The organism is Pseudomonas brenneri (assembly GCF_007858285.1).
GTDB lineage: Bacteria > Pseudomonadota > Gammaproteobacteria > Pseudomonadales > Pseudomonadaceae > Aquipseudomonas > Aquipseudomonas brenneri.
Genome location: NZ_VFIL01000009.1, coordinates 74,045 through 89,917, shown reverse-complemented (window position 1 = coordinate 89,917; position 15,873 = coordinate 74,045). Strand labels below are relative to the sequence as shown.

14 protein-coding genes and 1 tRNA gene are annotated in these 15,873 nt (G+C 60.3%); 4 read left to right on the top strand and 11 right to left on the bottom strand.

What is annotated here, in order from left to right; genetic code table 11:
* Positions 1-59: 59 nt before the first annotated feature.
* Positions 60-1,970, bottom strand: coding sequence for a phosphodiesterase DibA (gene dibA / locus FJD34_RS19905; RefSeq protein WP_032856530.1), 1,911 nt, complete (start codon positions 1,968-1,970; stop codon positions 60-62).
* 165 nt (positions 1,971-2,135) lie between these two features.
* Here dibA and desA point away from each other — a divergent pair, with 165 nt between their 5' ends.
* Together desA and FJD34_RS19895 are read left to right on the top strand one after the other, a co-directional pair.
* On the top strand, positions 2,136-3,317 hold the full coding sequence (desA, locus tag FJD34_RS19900) for a delta-9 fatty acid desaturase DesA (protein ID WP_032856529.1): 1,182 nt from the start codon (positions 2,136-2,138) through the stop codon (positions 3,315-3,317).
* 278 nt (positions 3,318-3,595) lie between these two features.
* The gene (locus FJD34_RS19895; RefSeq protein ID WP_032856528.1) at positions 3,596-4,603 is read left to right on the top strand and encodes a GGDEF domain-containing protein; all 1,008 of its coding nucleotides are present in this window, start codon (positions 3,596-3,598) and stop codon (positions 4,601-4,603) included.
* A gap of 27 nt (positions 4,604-4,630) precedes the next feature.
* Here FJD34_RS19895 and FJD34_RS19890 read toward each other — a convergent pair whose 3' ends face one another.
* From FJD34_RS19890 to gabD, 3 genes are all read right to left on the bottom strand, one after another.
* On the bottom strand, positions 4,631-5,842 hold the full coding sequence (locus FJD34_RS19890; protein ID WP_090292666.1) for an HDOD domain-containing protein: 1,212 nt from the start codon (positions 5,840-5,842) through the stop codon (positions 4,631-4,633).
* Between the two features lie 165 nt (positions 5,843-6,007).
* The gene (gene gabT / locus FJD34_RS19885) at positions 6,008-7,288 is read right to left on the bottom strand and encodes a 4-aminobutyrate--2-oxoglutarate transaminase (protein ID WP_032856526.1); all 1,281 of its coding nucleotides are present in this window, start codon (positions 7,286-7,288) and stop codon (positions 6,008-6,010) included.
* Between the two features lie 183 nt (positions 7,289-7,471).
* Positions 7,472-8,914 (bottom strand): NADP-dependent succinate-semialdehyde dehydrogenase, encoded by a 1,443-nt coding sequence (gabD, locus tag FJD34_RS19880; RefSeq protein WP_032856525.1) that lies wholly within the window; start codon positions 8,912-8,914, stop codon positions 7,472-7,474.
* Between the two features lie 360 nt (positions 8,915-9,274).
* Here gabD and FJD34_RS19875 point away from each other — a divergent pair.
* Positions 9,275-9,351 (top strand) — tRNA-Arg (locus tag FJD34_RS19875).
* Positions 9,352-9,635: 284 nt separating this feature from the next.
* On the opposite strand, the gene FJD34_RS19870 is transcribed toward FJD34_RS19875, so the two are convergent.
* Positions 9,636-10,010, bottom strand: coding sequence for a nuclear transport factor 2 family protein (locus FJD34_RS19870; RefSeq protein ID WP_032856511.1), 375 nt, complete (start codon positions 10,008-10,010; stop codon positions 9,636-9,638).
* A 126-nt stretch (positions 10,011-10,136) separates the two neighbouring features.
* Between FJD34_RS19870 and FJD34_RS19865 the strand changes: the two genes are divergently transcribed.
* Positions 10,137-11,021 (top strand): LysR substrate-binding domain-containing protein, encoded by an 885-nt coding sequence (locus FJD34_RS19865; protein WP_090292664.1) that lies wholly within the window; start codon positions 10,137-10,139, stop codon positions 11,019-11,021.
* Between the two features lie 101 nt (positions 11,022-11,122).
* Here FJD34_RS19865 and FJD34_RS19860 read toward each other — a convergent pair whose 3' ends face one another.
* The 6 genes from FJD34_RS19860 to FJD34_RS19835 form a co-directional block, all read right to left on the bottom strand.
* Positions 11,123-11,719, bottom strand: coding sequence for a hypothetical protein (locus tag FJD34_RS19860; protein WP_090292663.1), 597 nt, complete (start codon positions 11,717-11,719; stop codon positions 11,123-11,125).
* Positions 11,716-12,288 carry an RNA polymerase sigma factor gene (locus tag FJD34_RS19855; protein ID WP_032856508.1) on the bottom strand — a complete coding sequence of 191 codons (573 nt, stop codon included), beginning with the start codon at positions 12,286-12,288 and terminating at the stop codon, positions 11,716-11,718. Before FJD34_RS19855 ends, FJD34_RS19860 begins: the two co-directional genes overlap by 4 nt.
* Positions 12,289-12,387: 99 nt before the next feature.
* Positions 12,388-14,019 carry a vWA domain-containing protein gene (locus FJD34_RS19850; protein ID WP_090292661.1) on the bottom strand — a complete coding sequence of 544 codons (1,632 nt, stop codon included), beginning with the start codon at positions 14,017-14,019 and terminating at the stop codon, positions 12,388-12,390.
* Positions 14,020-14,149: 130 nt separating this feature from the next.
* Entirely contained in the window at positions 14,150-14,800 is a 651-nt protein-coding gene (locus FJD34_RS19845; RefSeq protein ID WP_032856506.1) for a DUF799 domain-containing protein, read from the bottom strand.
* The gene (locus tag FJD34_RS19840) at positions 14,797-15,159 is read right to left on the bottom strand and encodes a DUF4810 domain-containing protein (RefSeq protein ID WP_065943954.1); all 363 of its coding nucleotides are present in this window, start codon (positions 15,157-15,159) and stop codon (positions 14,797-14,799) included. Before FJD34_RS19840 ends, FJD34_RS19845 begins: the two co-directional genes overlap by 4 nt.
* A 29-nt stretch (positions 15,160-15,188) precedes the next feature.
* Positions 15,189-15,869: a CsgG/HfaB family protein gene (locus tag FJD34_RS19835; protein WP_090292659.1), complete on the bottom strand. Its 681-nt coding sequence runs from the start codon at positions 15,867-15,869 to the stop codon at positions 15,189-15,191.
* Positions 15,870-15,873: the final 4 nt, after the last annotated feature.

The following is a 15,873-nucleotide window of genomic DNA, read 5'->3' as shown; positions in this document are numbered from 1 at the left end:
CACCGCATTCGCGAGCAAGCCCGCTCCCACATTTACTGTATTCCAACCCCGGATAGAGGTCAGCGGATAGCCGGGGCCCTGGCCCAATCAATCTCAGCCGCCAGCATCGGCCTTGCAAACCAGTAGCCCTGGCCCATGTCGCATTGATGGTCGAGCAGGAACTGCGCCTGTTCCTTCTGCTCGATACCTTCGGCATGTACCAGCATGCCCATGCTTTGCGCCAGGGCGATGACCACCCGCACAATCGCCGCATCGTCTTCATCCCACGGCAACCCGGCAACGAAGCCTTGGTCGATTTTCAGCTTCTGTACCGGCAAGCGCTTGAGGCGCAGCAGTGACGAATAGCCGGTGCCGAAGTCATCGATGGCCAGGCTCAAGCCCAGCTCGCGCAAGCGATGCATTTGCTCCAGGGCCACTTCCGGGTCATCCATCACCGCGCTTTCGGTGACTTCCAGCTCCAGTTTCGACGGATCCAGGCCGGTGTCATGCAGCACCTTGGCCACCTGCTCATACAGTTCATGACGGGCAAACAGGCGACTGGAAATATTCACCGCCAGGAAGGACAGGTCCCTGCCCTCTGCCAGCCACTGGCACATCTGGCGACAAGCCTGGTCCATGACCCAGGCGTCGATTTCGGCGATCAGCCCGGTGCGTTCGGCAATCGGGATAAATTCCGCCGGCGGCACCAGGCCGCGCTGCGGGTGCTGCCAGCGCACCAGGGCTTCTACCCCCATCATCTTACTGGTTTGCAGGTCATGGACCGGCTGGTAGTAGACCCGCAACTCCTGCTGATCCAGAGCGCGGCGCAGTTCATTACCGATCTCGATGCGGTTCTGGGCATGGGCGGTGAGTTCTTCGGTGTACAAGGCATAGCCTTCGCGCCCGGTGCTCTTGGCCTTGAACAGCGCGGAGTCAGCGTTACGCAGCAACTGTTCGGCACTCAAGGCATCACTGGGAAACAGGCTGATGCCGATGCTGGCGCTGATGAACAATTGATGACCGTCGAACATGAACGGCTGTTTCATGCTGTCGATGATGCGCTGGGCCAGCGCGGCAGCCTGGACCACCTGTGGACAACTTTCCGCCAGCACTGCGAACTCATCACCGCCCAGGCGTGCCAGGGTCACGCCGGGGCCAAAAAGGCCCTGCAGGCGCTCGCCTACGGCCTTGAGTAACTGGTCACCGACATTGTGGCCAAGGCTGTCGTTGATGATCTTGAAGTGGTCCAGGTCCAGCAGCAGCAACGCGCAGCCACGCTTGTGGATCTGTGCCGAAGCCAGCGCCTGCTCGGCGCGGTCGGTGAACAGCAGGCGGTTGGGCAGGTCGGTCAACGGGTCGTGGTGAGCCAGATGGGCCAGTTCGCGCTCGGAATGCTTGATCGCGCTGATATCGGAGAACACCGCTACGTAATGGCTGATCTGGCCCTGGTCATCATGGATGACACGGATGGTTTGCCACTGTGGATAAATTTCCCCGCTTTTACGCCGGTTCCAGATCTCGCCGCTCCACTCCCCATCTTGGTTGAGGGTGCGAAACATCTGCTCATAAAAAGCCGGCGAATGCCGCCCCGACTTGAACAGGCTCGGTTGGCGGCCCATCACGTCTTCCACCTGGTAACCGGTGATTTCGATAAAGGCGCGGTTGACGTGGACAATCCGCCCCCGGGCGTCAGTGACCAGCACCCCTTCGCGGGTGCAATCGAACACTGCCGCCGCCTGGCGCAGGCGCTCGCGGTTTTCCTTCAAGGGTTGCTGGATACGATGGGCACGCACGCAGCGGGCACACAACAGGAAAATAAACAGGGCACTGAGGGTCACCCACAGATAACCGCGCAGCATCTGCCAGTGCACCACCTCGCTGGGTTCATCGAGGAATGTGATAAAAACCTGCTGACTGAGCTGGATCCACAAGATGGAAATCAGCAAGTACACCAGCCCTGCGCGTAGGGCACCTCGGTATGAAAGCAGCATATGACTAGTAATCCTTACTAAAAAACAGAATCGCCCTACAAAGGTTGCGGATTATAGGATAAGTAACATCTCGTCACTCCTATTCAAAAGGGTGACTGGTTTTATCTGTAGGCTTAGTGATAATGCGTGAGCTGTTCTTTTCTTTATCTGAGGGCCATACAGCCTATGTGGTACAACGGTTTTCTTGACTTGTCAGCCTGGCAACTGGTGGCAGTCACTCTGTTGATGACCCACGTGACCATTATCGGGGTCACGGTCTATCTGCACCGCTATTCAGCCCATCGCTCCCTGGAGCTCAATGCTGGCCTGAAACACTTCTTCCGCTTCTGGCTGTGGCTGACCACAGCGCAGAACACCCGCGAGTGGACCGCCATCCACCGCAAGCACCACGCCAAGTGCGAAACCGTCGACGATCCCCACAGCCCGGTGATCAAGGGCCTGTCCACAGTCCTGCGCAAAGGCGCCGAGCTGTACCGCGCCGAGGCCGAAAACCCCGAGACCCTGCGCATCTACGGCAAGAACTGCCCGGACGACTGGATCGAGCGCAATGTCTATACCCGCTACCCGCTGCTGGGCGTGGCGATCATGGGGGTCATCGACCTGCTGCTGTTCGGCACCATCGGTATCACCATCTGGGCGATCCAGATGATGTGGATCCCGGTCTGGGCTGCCGGCGTGATCAACGGCCTGGGCCATGCCATCGGCTACCGCAACTTCGAATGCCGCGACGCGGCGACCAACCTGGTGCCGTGGGGCATCATCGTCGGTGGCGAAGAGCTGCATAACAACCATCACACCTATCCCAATTCCGCCAAGTTGTCGGTGAAGAAGTGGGAATTCGACCTGGGCTGGGCCTGGATCCAGGTGTTCAGCTTCCTGCGCCTGGCCAAGGTGCAACGGGTTGCACCTATCGCCCACCGGGTCGAAGGCAAGGGTCACCTGGACATGGACACCGCCATGGCGATCCTCAACAACCGCTTCCAGATCATGGCCCAGTACCGCAAGTTGGTCATTGCGCCGCTGGTCAAGCAGGAGCTGGAGAAGGTCGATCATTCGGTACGCCACCAGTTCCACCGTGCCAAACGCCTGCTGTCGCGCGAGACCAGCCTGCTGGATGACCGCCATCACGTGCGCATCCAGAACATGCTGGAGCACAGCCAGGCCTTGAAAGTGATCTACGAAAAGCGCCTGGCGCTGCAGCAGATCTGGCTCAAGACCAGCAGCAACGGGCATGACATGCTCGCGGCGATCAAGGAATGGGTCCACGAAGCCGAAGCCAGCGGGATCCAGTCCCTGCGCGACTTTGCCCACCAGCTGAAAACCTACTCCCTGCGCCCCACCGCCTGACATTGCAGAAGCCGGTTTGCCGGCGATGAGGCCTTGAACTGCACTCCACATTCAAGGCCCCATCGCTGGCAAGCCAGTTCCTACAAGGCCCAGGTACATTCCAAGCCGACCTCCAGTTTTTTGGCGCCATTTCACAGTCACCGAACATTCCGTCTCAATCGCGACTGATAACGGAACTTAGCTGCAATTCCCCTCTCTCAAACAACACTTCGCCATCCTGGCGGGCTTTGTTTTGACTGCTGTTCGATGCTGCGGCATGTCCAGAGAGAATTGTGCCGATGGTCCACGAAAAGGACTCCCCGACCCCCACCACCCCCGACTCGGCGGATACGTCGCGCCCGGCCGCTGCTGCCACCTTGCTGGCGTTGATGCACGCCCAAGGCGAAGTGGAGCGCCTGAGCGAGCGTGAGCAACTGTTGAGTTCACTGCTGGTGAGCGTCAACGCAGTGCTCTGGGCCATCGAGTGGGAAACCCGGCGCGTGCTGTACGTGAGCCCCGCGTATGAGCGCATCTTTGGTCTTTCGGCAGGCCTGCTGCTGGCCGACCACCGTGGCTGGCGCGACAGCATCCACCCCGAAGACCAGGAATACGCAGAGCGAAGCCTGGCCCAAGTACTGGAACTGGGGGCGGTCGAGGATCGCCAGTACCGCATCATCACCGCTGACGGGCAGATCCGCTGGCTCAGCGACAAGTGCTTTACCAACCAGCAGGCCACCCCGGGAAAACCGCTGATTGTGGTGGGCATCGCTGAAGACATCACCGAAAAAAAGCACCTGGAACTCGAACTGCAACGCCTGGCCACCACCGATGTGCTGACCCGCAGCAGCAACCGCCGGCACTTCTTTGAATGCGCCCATCACGAATTCGAACGGGCCAGCGCCCAGGGCCTGCCCCTGGCGTTCCTGCTGTTAGACATCGATGATTTCAAGGCCATCAACGACACCTACGGCCACCTGGAGGGCGATCAGGTGCTGTTGCGTATCGCCGAGAGCGGGCGAGGCATATTGCGCCGTGGCGACCTGTTCGGACGCATTGGCGGCGAAGAGTTTGCCGCCGTGCTGCCTGGATGCGCGCCGGAAACAGCCATACAGGTCGCCGAGCGCCTGGGACAGGAAATCCAGCAACTGGGGTTCAGTCACGAAGGCCAACCCTATGTGGTGACTGTCAGCCAGGGCCTGGCCAGCCTGAGCGCCGAAGACACAACCCTCGACAGCCTGTTCGCCCGGGCCGATGCGGCGATGTATGAAGCCAAGCGCCAGGGCAAGAACCGGGTAATTGTCGGTTGAATGTCCGTAGGGTGCCTGACACAGTGCCTACGCAGGCTTGCGGATGCGCATCAACTCTGAAAGCCCGACCTTGAGCAGCCGCGCCGTCTTGCCCTTGGCCAGCGCCTCGATACCTTCATGCTCGGTCAGCCCCGCCAGTTGCGCAGCTATGTTCATCACCAACGCCTCACGGGAATACACCCCACCTTCCAGGGAGTAGATCGCCGCGATCAGTTGGCGCAGCTCAAGGGGCAAACGCCAGCGCGTGCGCAACGCCGAGCCGTAGCTGGCGCCATAGGTGACCAACGACTCACCAATCAACTCATCATCCAGTTCGCCACCGCCCTGGCGCCACTCCTGCAAACTGCGTAGCAGGGCCAGGTCGCCCAGGCGATGGAGAATGCCGGCGCTGTAGCAGCGCTCGTGGTCAAGGTCGAGCATGCGCGCCAATGAGCGGGCATATTGCGCGGTTTGCTGGGACAGTTGCCAATGGCGCTCGGCGTACTCCTTCAGTCCGGCATCGCTGAGGATCACGTTGTGCTTGAGGGCCAGGCCGAGAATCAGGTTCATGCTCTGCCCTGCTGCCAGCTTGTGCAGGGCCATGGACAGGGTCTGCACCGGCGTGCCGTGATGACCAGCGCTGTTGGCGGCGGCGATCAGCACGGCGGTGATCTGCGGGTCTGTTTTCACCTGCTCTTCCAACTGCTTGAGATCCAGCCCCTCCGGCGCCAGGCTGCGTTGCACGGCAGCTTTGACGTCAACCCGTAGCGGCGCGCCGTCCGACAACTCACGGCGTCGCTCCAGGAACACCGACAAGGTCATGCCCGCCGCCAAGGCCGGGATTTCGCAATACACCGTTTCGCCTTCGTTAAGCAGCAGGTCCTGCAGGCGTTGCGTGAGACCTTCCATGTCCAGGGGTTTGGTCAAGTAAGCGGTGGGAGCCAGGGGCAGGGCTTCGCGCACACTGGCGCTGTCATTACGCGTACTCAACAGGATAAACGGCAACGCCGGCACCCGCCGCTGCTGGCGTACGTTGCGCAGCAGGCTCAAGCCATCGACGCCCGGCAGTTCCCAATCGGCAATGATCAAATCGTAGGGTTTGTCTCGCAGCAAGCCGGCGGCCTGCTGCCCATCGGCGCACACATCCAGCCGCGCGTCGCAGCGCACATTCAACAACACCTGCTTGAGCAGATCCCGCGACCAGGGATCGGCCTCGGCAATCAACACACGGGGTACAGCAGGTAAATCAACAGCAGTCATGCAGCACGCTCCATCGGCAATCCTTGCACATTAGACAAAGAAGCCGCCCGTGGGCAAAAAAAAACCGCATACGCGGTTTTTTTGTTCACGGGCGGCTTCTTTGAGCGGCAAGTTTTAAGCTACAAGCTACAAGCGTTACATCACTTGCAGCTTATAGCTTGCCGCTCAAAGCTCTGCGAAGCACTCTTCGATAATCGCCAGGCCTTTATCCAACTGCGCGTCCGGCGAGGTCAGCGGAACCAGTACGCGCAACACGTTGCCGTAGGTGCCGCAGGACAGCAGGATCAGGCCCTTGTCGCGCGCCTTGGCGACCACAGCAGCCACGGCAGCAGCGTTCGGCTTGTGGCTGTCGCCATCTTCGAACAGCTCGACCGCGATCATCGCGCCCAGGGCACGCACTTCGCCGATCACCGGGTACTTGGCCTGGATAGCTTTCAGGCCAGTGACCAGACGCTCGCCGACAGCCTTGCAACGGTCCAGCAGGTGCTCTTCTTCGAACACGTCCATGACCGCCAGCGCAGCGGCGCAAGCGATCGGGCTACCAGCATAGGTGCCGCCCAGGCCGCCTGGAGCAATGGCGTCCATGTATTCGGCCTTGCCACACACGCCGGCCAGCGGGAAGCCGCCAGCGATGGATTTGGCGAAGGTGGTCAGGTCGGCGGCAACGCCCATCTGTTCCATGGCGAAGAAGGTACCGGTACGACCGGCGCCGGTTTGCACTTCGTCGGCGATCAGCAGGATGCCGTGCTTGTCGCACAGTTCGCGCAGGCGCTTCATGAAGGCTTTCGGCGCGACGTAGAAACCGCCCTCGCCCTGTACCGGCTCGATGATGATCGCAGCGATGTCACGCGGCTCGGCATCGTTTTTGAAGATGCGTTCGATGCTGGCGATGGAGTCGTCGACACTCACACCGTGCAGCTCGTTCGGGTACAGCGCGCGGAACACACCGCCTGGCATCAGGCCCATGCCGGCCGAGTACGGCACGACTTTGCCGGTCAGGCCCAGGGTCATCATGGTGCGGCCATGGTAGGCGCCGGTGAAGGCGATCACACCGGCACGGCCAGTGGCGGCACGGGCAATTTTCACGGCGTTTTCCACGGCTTCGGAACCGGTGGTGACCAGCAGGGTTTTCTTGGCGAAATCACCCGGGACCTTGGCGTTGACTTTCTCGCACAGCTCCACGTAAGGCTCGTAGGCCAGGACCTGGAAGCAGGTGTGGGTCAGCTTGTTCAGTTGCTCGGTCACGGCCGCGATGATTTTCGGGTGCAAGTGACCGGTGTTCAGCACGGCGATACCGCCGGCGAAGTCGATGAACTCGCGACCTTCAACGTCGGTTACCGTGGCGTTCTTCGCGGATTCGGCGAAGATCGGGTGAATCTGGCCCACACCGCGTGGTACAGCGGCTTCGCGGCGTTTCATCAGGGATGCGTTGGTCTTGTTGCTCATAAAGTCCTCATTCGCCGCTCATCGGGCGGCGTGGTCCAAGGAATACGTGGCGGGGAGGCAACTACGGCAGCATGCGATGATCGACTGCCACAGCTTTCCCGGCCACTTGCGAAATAACATTCAAAACACGCAAAGGGTCAGCGCTCTCGTGCCCTTTGCGTTTCACGCAATGCCTTGCCGGGTTTAGATGCCCAGGCAGAGGTATTTGATTTCCAGGTAGTCCTCGATCCCGTACTTGGAGCCTTCACGGCCCAGGCCCGAAGCCTTGATACCGCCGAACGGTGCCACTTCGTTGGAGATCAGCCCGGTGTTGACGCCGACCATACCGTATTCCAGGGCTTCGGCCACACGGAACACACGGCCCAGGTCGCGGGCATAGAAGTAGGACGCCAGGCCGAACTCGGTGTCGTTGGACATGGCGATCACTTCGGCTTCGTCTTTGAAGCGGAACAGCGGCGCCAGTGGGCCGAAGGTTTCTTCCTTGGCCACAGCGGCGTTTTTCGGCACGTTGGTGAGGATAGTCGGTTCGAAGAAGTTACCTTCCATGACCTTGCCGCCAGCCAGCAGGGTCGCGCCTTTGCTCAGGGCGTCGGCGATGTGTTCCTGAACCTTGGCCACGGCTTTTTCGTCGATCAGGGGACCGGTGGTGGTGCCTTCTTCCAGACCGTTGCCGATCTTCAACTTGGCCACGGCCGCTTTCAGTTTTTCAGCGAACGCGTCGTACACCGAGTCCTGGATATACAAGCGGTTGGCGCAGACGCAGGTCTGGCCGTTGTTGCGGTATTTGGAAATGATCGCGCCTTCGACAGCCTTATCCAGGTCGGCGTCGTCAAACACAATGAACGGCGCGTTGCCGCCCAGTTCCAGGGACACTTTCTTGATGTCCTTGGCGCATTCGGCCATCAACTGGCGACCGATTTCGGTCGAGCCGGTGAAGGACAATTTACGCACGGTAGGGTTGCTGGTCAGCTCACTGCCGATATCGCCAGCGCTGCCGGAGACCACGCTGAACACACCTTTGGGGATACCGGCACGCTGCGCCAGTTCCGCCAGGGCGAACGCGGAGAACGGGGTTTGCGATGCAGGCTTGAGCACCATGGTGCAACCGGCGGCCAGGGCCGGGCCGGCTTTACGGGTGATCATCGCCGCCGGGAAGTTCCACGGCGTGATGGCGGCGGTGACGCCGATCGGTTGCTTGATCACGATCAGGCGCTTGTCCGGCTGGTGGCCAGGGATCACGTCACCATAGATACGCTTGGCCTCTTCGGCGAACCACTCGATGAACGAAGCGGCATAGACGATTTCGCCCTTGGCTTCGGCCAGCGGCTTGCCCTGCTCCAGGGTCATCAGGCGTGCGAGGTCATCCTGGTTCTCGATGATCAGCTCGAACCAACGACGCAGCTTGTTCGCGCGATCCTTGGCCGTCAGTGCGCGCCAGGCCGGCAAGGCCTTGTCGGCGGCTTCGATGGCGCGACGGGTTTCGGCAGCGCCCATCTTCGGCACGGTGCCCAGGATCTCGCCAGTCGCGGGGTTGTTGACCTTGATCGTTTGACCGTTGTCCGCATCGACCCAAGCGCCATCAATAAAGGCTTGCTGGCGAAACAACTGGGTATCTTTAAGCTGCATGTCGGCTTTCCTTAACAGCACCGCGCGCGCGCGGGGCAAATTAGAGTTGTTGAAAGGCGCCTCGAAGGCTGCCGTCAGGGAAATCAGTCACTGGGCGCAATCGCGCACGGGAGACAGAGCGTTTGAAATCTCAAACGAATCCTAGGATCAATGGGGGTTCAGGGCAATAGTCTGTTCGAAAAAAAGAACGAAAACGGCGCATTAGCCGGATTATTCTGACAAGCGTATCGGCGCCACACCCAACGCCCATGGCACACACCGCCCGGTACAGAGCCTCCCTGCTCCAGAATCCCACCGCCAGCCGGCCAAAAACCAGCATGGACGCCCAAGGTCGACATGGGTATGATGGCGCCCGCACAAGCATCCGTAGCTCAGCTGGATAGAGTACTGCCCTCCGAAGGCAGGGGTCGTGGGTTCGAATCCCGCCGGGTGCACCAGATACAGACAAAAAGCCCCTGGTCGCAAGACCTGGGGCTTTTTTGTGGGCGCTGTCCCGTCCTGAATAAGGTTTACACCTTCTGACCTATCTTCAGGAGGGAGCAATGGTTTCAGATAGTGGTGGGAAGGCGAGGAAGTTGGTTTCGCTTCCATCACAAAGACTCTTCTGACGGCCATATCCAACTAGGCAAAGCGCTTTCCCGTTGTAAGTGGGAATGAATAAACTGGCGACGCGAAGATTGCACTACATAAAATTGCTCTTATTTTGCATTTGGCGGTTAGCTTACCGAGTTGTCACTTCACCGGCCTTGTGAAAGAGTTTGGCGAAGATCATCCAGTGGCCATCGACTTTCATCAAATTCAAGTAATCGACCATGACGTTATTGAATAGGCGCAAACGCACTTTAACGATGGCCATTTCCGCAGACATCACATCAATCATCAACACTTCATCAAGTTGTGGAAAACCACCTTCTTTTGGCGACTGACGGCTTTGAACCATGGCCCTGTACTCATCAAAAGACCGGACGATCACGGTCGAGTCTTGCGCGCTATATAACACGCAACCCCGATGAAAGACCCGATCGAACAGATTCAAATCCTGGGTTTGCAGCACATCAAAGTAGTTTTTCAGAAACGACTGGATTTCATTGATCATGGCGAACAACTCCCGCTTTATAAGCACGACGTTATTTAAATAATTAAATCGTCGCTATTATCGGCATCTCGCTCACTTCACGTATAGCGGCTATTATTAGACTTTTCCGTGAAAGGAATTCACCTATTGAAGCTCCCTCCACTCGCCGCATTGCGCGCCTTCGAGGCTTTGGCCCGGCTGGGCAAGGTGAATTTGGCGGCCATTGAGCTGCACGTCACCCACAGTGCCGTCAGCCATCAGATTGGCTCTCTTGAAGAGTATTTGGGTATTGCCTTGGTGATGCGCAGCGGACGTTCCCTGGTGTTGACGGAAGAGGGCCGCATTTATGCCTACCAGATCAGGCAGGCGCTGGGTGAAATAGCCGGGGTCACAGAGAAATTTCTGACGAGAACCAATTTCCCGCAACTGACCCTGTCGGTGCTGCCCTCCTATGCCATGCACTGGTTATTGCCACGCTTGCACGGTTTCATGAGTGCCCATCCCGGGCTGCGCCTGAAATTGGAATCGACCATGGCGTTCGCCGGTTTAGAACAGGGCCTGGTCAATTGCGCAATCCGCTTCGGCCACGGCCAATGGCCCGATATGCATTGCGAAACACTGATGACCGACTCATTGCTGGTGGTCGCTGCTCGCGACTTCAACCACGGTGTACTGCCAGACACGCCGCACGCCATCCTGGAGCAGCCACTGCTGCACGCCAGTGAAAGCTGGGCAACCTGGCTATGCGCAGCGGGCGTGGAGGGGCAACGCCCTCACGCCTCGCTGGAGTTCACCGATTCAACATTGCTGCTCGAAGCGGTACGGCTCGGGCACGGCGTCGCATTGACGCGCCGCTCGATAGCCCACTCACTGATTCAGCGTGGGGAGCTGGTCAAACTCACCGACATCGAACCGGCGCATTCTTCGAGCTACTACCTGGTCTGGCCACTGGGGATTAAACGTTCGGCGCAATTAACCTCCCTGCACAGCTGGCTCAAAGACCAAGTCATGACGTATCAAGACAGCCTATAAAACTGGTGCCTGTAGGTCTCAGTTCAAACCAGGCCGGGGACAGTAGATACAGACGAAAAGCCCCAGGTCGCAAGACCTGGGGCTTTTTTGTGGGCGCTTGGTCAACGCTTTTGCAGGGCTTCCAACCGGGCGGGCAGGTTTTCGTCGGGAAAGCGCTTGTACAAGGCCAGCAGTTTCTCATCCGCCGCCCTGTTCTCTCCCGCCTGGCGCAGACGCACAATCTCCTCAAGCCCTTGTTCCAGGGACTGCGGTTTGACGGCCATCTGCTTGCTCATTCTTGCCACGGGCTCATCGGCCATCGCCATCTCGGCCTGGATTGGTGCGCTATCTGCCTGCGGTGCCATCGCCAGACGAGCCATCGGCGCAGGAGCAGCCGGGGCAGACAGTGCCTGTGGCGGTGGCGCGGCTGCGTACTGAGCGGTTTCAGGCAGGTTGATGTCCGGCACTGGCGAGCGCATCACCACGCCAATCAATAGCGCGACCCCGGCGACGGTAGCAAAGGCCATCTGCCAGCGTGGCCGTTGACAGGCTTGCAGCCAGCGTTGCCACAGGCTCGGCGCGGGCGCTGGGGCTTCGCGGCGGGCGGCGGCGAGGATGAAGGCGTCGAGGGACGCGGGCGGCTCGCTGGCGCTGTGTTGGCGAAAGTGCTGGATCAGCCCTTCGTCAATCGGATCCTGGGAGTGTCGGGAGTCAGTCATACGGGTACCTCCTCGGCCAGCAGCCGACGCAGTTTCTGCTGGGCGTAACGCAAGCGGCTTTTTACCGTTTCCAGTGGGCTGCCGGTCAGGGCGGCAATTTGTGGCAGTTCCAGGTCGCCGTGCAGACGCAGCATGAACACTTCGCGCTGGTCTTCAGGCAGGTCTTGCAGAGCAGCCTCCAGGCGGCCCTGGTCACGGCTCAGGCTCAGTTGCTGCTCGGGGCCGGCGCGGTCGTCGAGTTGGGCATGAAGCTGTTCGTCGTAGCTGTCGTGCAACGGGTTGAGGATGCCGTGCTTGCGCCAGTGATCGATCAGACGGTTGCGGGCAATCTGGAACAACCAGGTACGAAAACTCGCCCGTCCCTGTGGCTGGGTGGTGCTGCGGATCAGGCTGAGCCAGGTGTCCTGGTAGATTTCCTCAGCCAGTTCGGCCTTGTTGCTCAAGCCCACGAGAAACCGGTAGAGGCCCTGGCGGTGCCGGGCGTACAGGATCTCGAACGCAGCGGCATCGCCGGTGCGGTAGCGGGCCAGCAGCGATTCGTCGCTGGGTGGATCATTTGGAGCGGGCATGTGGGTGGCGAACTCCTTTCGATGGATCAATGCAGATTACCTGTGGGAGCCGGGCTGAACTAATGCCAGCTCCCACAGGGATCTCGGTCATGGGCAAGATCAGTGTTTGAGGCTTTGGGCCAGCTCCACCAGTTGTACGAATTCATTGCGCAGGCCGTAGGGATCACCACCACGGGCCGAGCGGGCCAGGGTGGCGGTGTCCTTCAGGCTCATGCTGCCAGTGTAGCGGCCATCGCCCTTGAGCTGTTGGGCGAAAGCGGCCACGGCAGAGGCGAAGCGCAGGTCGTCGCTGGCCGCGTGCCGGGCGCTATTGATCGGGTGTTCGATCAAGCGACTGCTGCCGCCCGCAGCCGGCTTGTAGCGTACCCGCAACATGGCCAGCTCTGCGGCATTGCCCTCGGCAGCAGGTGCCGACGTATAGCGCAGCGGTTCCAGCCAGCCTTTTGTACCCTTCGGTACAATTTCATACAGCGCCGTCACGGTATGCCCGGCACCGATCTCGCCGGCGTCTACCTTGTCGTTATTGAAATCCTCACGTTTCAAGGCACGGTTTTCGTAGCCCAGCAGGCGATATTCGCTGACTTGGGCCGGGTTGAATTCCACCTGCAGCTTCACATCCCGCGCCACCACGGCCAGGGTCGAGCTGAGTTGCTCCACCAACACCTTGCGAGCTTCGCGCAGGTTGTCGATATAGGCGTAGTTGCCATCGCCCGCGTCGGCCAGTTGCTCCATCAGGTGTTCGTTGTAGTTATCCACGCCAAACCCCAGGGTGGTCAGGGATACCCCACTTTTGCGCTGATCCGCGGCCATTTGCTTGAGGCTGTCGAAGTCGCTGATGCCGACGTTGAAGTCACCATCGGTGGCCAGCAGGATGCGGTTGATACCCTGGTCGATAAACCCTTCGCGGGCCATTTGATAGGCCAGTTCGATGCCCGATGCGCCGGCTGTCGAGCCGCCGGCGGTCAACTGGTCGATGGCGTTGCGGATTTTTGCCTTGTCGCGCCCGGATGTGGGCTTGAGCACTACCCGCGATTCGCCGGCATACACCACCAGAGACACGCGGTCCTGATCACGCAGTTGGTCCACCAGCAGCTTGAGGGTGCTTTTGACCAACGGCAAACCTTCGCGACGGTCCATGGAGCCGGAAACGTCCACCAGAAACACCAGGTTGGCCGGCGCCAACTCGGCCACGGCACGCTCGGATGCCTTGATGCCAATGCGCAGCAGGCGCGTGCTGGGGTTCCAGGGGGTCGAGGCGACTTCAGTGGTCACGCCGAAGGGAGAGCCATCGGTCGGCAGCGCGTAGTCGTAGGGGAAGTAATTGACCATTTCCTCAAGTCGCACAGCACCTTCGGGCGGCAGGCGACCTTGATTGAGGAAGCGTCTGACGTTGGCGTAGCTGCCCGTGTCGACATCGACGCTGAAGGTCGAGACCGGGGTTTGGGCAACGCTGTGTACCGGGTTGTCCGGCAGGTTCTGATACTGCTCGCGCGGCTCGGCGCGATATTCCATGGCCACCGCGTCATGCATGGCCATCGGTGCCGGCATCGCCATTCGTTTGAGCATGGCCCCCTGAGCCTGGACGGGCGCACTTTGCAGTTCGGGGATAGCCACCGCTTCGGGCGCCTTGGCCTCGTCACGGGACGACAGCCCACACCCGGCAAGCGCCACCAGCAAGGTCACGGCAAAGCCCTGGGCAGCGGGGCGTAGGAAGAGAAGAGGACGGGACATGGGCTGAACCTCGTGAGTGAATGATGCGTTCACAAGGTCAGACGTAAGAGCGTCGGGATTCGGGTTAGCGTGCGGTCAGTCGATCCAGGTGGGAGCGGGCAAGCCCGCTCCCACATTGGATTTGCGCGGATCAGTCCGAGCCGTATTTGGGCGAGCGCGGGCCGTAGAGGATGCCGGTGCGTTGCCCGGCCGACAGCAGGCGTGCGCTGGTGATGCCGGCAATCGGGTGCGCTGCGTCGGTGGAGCTGTTGATCACTTGCTTGACCGCCGCCGTGATCAGCATGCCCACCAGGCCGCCACCGTTGTTGTTACCCTCCTCGCTGGAAGCCCGTGCAGAACCGGTCCACAAGGTGGTGCCGGTACGCAGGTCGACCAGTTTGGCCGAGGCCGTCACCGAGGTGTCGCTGGTGACCAGCATGTACTTGGTGCCGTACTCGCTGACAGTGATGTACAACGCCGCGTCCGCGCCGAAGATCTCATGCAGCTTGCCCGGTGCCACGGCCTGGATATCGTTGGCGGTGGTCAGGCCGTTCTGGCGGAAGGTTTCGTCCACCAGGGCAATCGGCATCACGTAGTAGCCGGCTTCCGCCAATGGGTAGGTCACCTGCGATACCAGGCTGTAGGACGCCTGCACTTCAGGGGATTCATTGATCGGTGGCAAGACCAGGATCGACTTCGGTCGCGCCTGCTTGTACGCCGCGTAATCAAAAGTCTTGGGTGCCGCGCAGCCGCCCAGCAACGCCAGGGCCAGCAAGGCACCGGTGAGTTTCAACAGGCTCATTTCTTCACCTCCGGGGCCTTGGCGTTTCTCAGCAAAAAGTCCATGTAGGCAGCGGACTCGGGGAACAACGCCTTCTCGGTGCGGAACTGCTGCACCATCTGGTCATCCTTGCCCATGCTCAGGTACAGCATGCCCAAGTGGGCGTGGTAGCCCGGCGGGGCCTGGCGGCCACTGGCGTTGATCTTTTGCAGGTCGCGCTCCAGCGCTTCGACCTGGGCTTCCTTGGGCTCACCCTTGAAATACTCATAAACCTGCGGCTGATAGCTTTCCCATTGATACAGGGGCTTGGGTGCCGTCTGGCACCCTACAACCAGCGCGGTTGCTGTCAGCATCAGCGATAACTTCACTGCCTTGCTCATCCGTGTACTGCTCCTTGAAAACACGTGAATCAGTTACGCGGGTTCCAGGCGCCGGCGTTGATGCCGTCGACCAGGCGATTGATCGCTTCGCGCATGGCCAGGTCCAGGACCTTGCCATTGAGGGTGGAGTCGTAGCTGGCGGTGCCGCCAAAGCCCACTACTTCACGGTTCGACAGCGCGTATTCACCGGCGCCCTGGGTGGAGTACACCACTTCGGAGGTGCTGATGTTGACGATGTTCAGGTTGATCTTGGCGTAGGCCACCTGGGTCTTGCCACGGCCGAGGATGCCGAACAGTTGGCGGTCGCCGGTTTCTTTGCGGCCGAACTCGGTCACATCGCCGGTCACGACGAAGTCAGCGCCCTTGAGCTTCTGCGCAGTGCCTTTGATTTTCGCTTCCTGGGAGATTTCGCCCATGTTGTCGCGGTCCAGCACGCTGAAGCGGTTGGTCTGCTGCAAGTGGGTGATCAGGATGGTCTTGGCCTGGCCACCGAGGCGGTCCACGCCGTCGGAGAAGATCCCGCGCATGTAGCTGGAGCGGTTATCGAACTTGCCCACGGCGATCGGCACACGTACGCCGGAGTAGGCGACGTTGGCGCTGGCGACTTTTTCGATCGGCAGTGCGCGAGAGCTTTCGGTGGCACAACCGGCCAGCGCCAGCAGCGCTGCGCCGGCAAAGCCTGACAGCAGGATTTTTGAGAGTGGTTTCACGTAG